The sequence below is a fragment of the Polaromonas sp. P1_E3 genome (assembly GCF_056405935.1).
In genome coordinates this window covers 1-1,405 of sequence record NZ_JBFUBD010000569.1, presented here as the reverse complement: position 1 = coordinate 1,405, position 1,405 = coordinate 1, and the positions used below count along the sequence as shown (strand labels likewise).

Annotated in this window: 1 protein-coding gene; it reads right to left on the bottom strand. The window is 60.1% G+C overall.

From position 1 onward, the window contains the following. Positions 1–185: 185 nt before the first annotated feature. On the bottom strand, positions 186–1,405 hold a 1,220-nt coding region (gene rpoD, locus AC1D0Z_RS21765), incomplete at its 5' end, for an RNA polymerase sigma factor RpoD (RefSeq protein ID WP_477660232.1).

Sequence of the window (1,405 nt, the reverse complement as noted above, 5' to 3'; positions counted from 1 at the left end):
GTGCCGGCCTTTCCGTCCTCGGTGCATGAGCCGGGGCAGACCCGTCACGGCCGAACGGCGTATCGCTTCTCGGTGGCCTGACTTCCAGCCCGGTTTGCGGGGGAACCGGGCATAAAAAAGCCCGGCGCCTTGAGGGGCCGGGCTTTTGCTTTTTTTACTTCAAAAAGCTTTGAGGGAAAAGCCGCTTACAGCGTGTCGATAAAGCTGCGCAACTTGTCCGAACGCGAGGGGTGCTTGAGCTTGCGCAGCGCCTTGGCTTCGATCTGGCGAATGCGCTCGCGCGTCACGTCGAACTGCTTGCCGACTTCTTCCAGCGTGTGGTCGGTGGACATTTCGATACCGAAGCGCATGCGCAACACCTTGGCTTCGCGCGGCGTCAGGCTGTCGAGGATGTCCTTGACCACGTCGCGCAGGCCGGCCTGCATCGCGGCTTCCAGCGGCGCGGTGTTGGCGCTGTCTTCGATGAAGTCGCCCAGGTGGGAATCGTCATCATCGCCGATCGGCGTTTCCATCGAGATCGGCTCTTTCGCGATCTTCATGATCTTGCGGATCTTGTCTTCAGGAATCTCCATCTTGGCGGCCAGGATGCTGGCGTCCGGCTCAAAGCCGAATTCCTGCAAGTGCTGGCGCGACAAGCGGTTCATCTTGTTGATGGTCTCGATCATGTGCACCGGGATGCGGATGGTGCGCGCCTGGTCGGCGATGGAGCGCGTGATCGCCTGGCGGATCCACCAGGTGGCGTAGGTCGAGAACTTGTAGCCGCGGCGGTATTCGAACTTGTCGACGGCCTTCATCAAGCCGATGTTCCCTTCCTGGATCAAGTCGAGGAACTGCAGGCCGCGGTTGGTGTACTTCTTGGCGATCGAGATCACCAGGCGCAAGTTGGCCTCGATCATCTCTTTCTTGGCGTCGCGCGAATTGGACTCGCCTTCATTCATGCGCTTGTTGATGTCCTTGAGCTGGGCCAGCGGCACCACCACGCGGGCCTGCAGTTCGGCCAGCTTGGTCTGCAGTTCCTGGATGGGCGGCACGTTACGTGCCATCACCACCGACCAGGGCTTGCCGGATGCGACCTGCTTTTCAACCCATTTCAGGTTGAGCAGGTTGGGCGGGAAGTCCTTGATGAAGACTTCCTGCGGCATGCCGCACTTCTCGACGATGATGCGGCGCAGCTCGCGCTCTTTCTTGCGCACGTCGAGCACCTGGCCGCGCAGCATGTCGCACAGCTTTTCAATGGTCTTGGCGGTGAAGCGCACGGTCATCAGCTCGTCGCTCAGGGCTTTTTGCGCCTTCACGTAGGTGGGCGTGCCGTAGCCTTCCTTGTCGTAGGTCTTGTGGACCTTCTCGAACAGGGTCGCGATCTTGTCGAAACGGCTAAGCGCTTCTTTCTTGAGCTCTTCAAGCT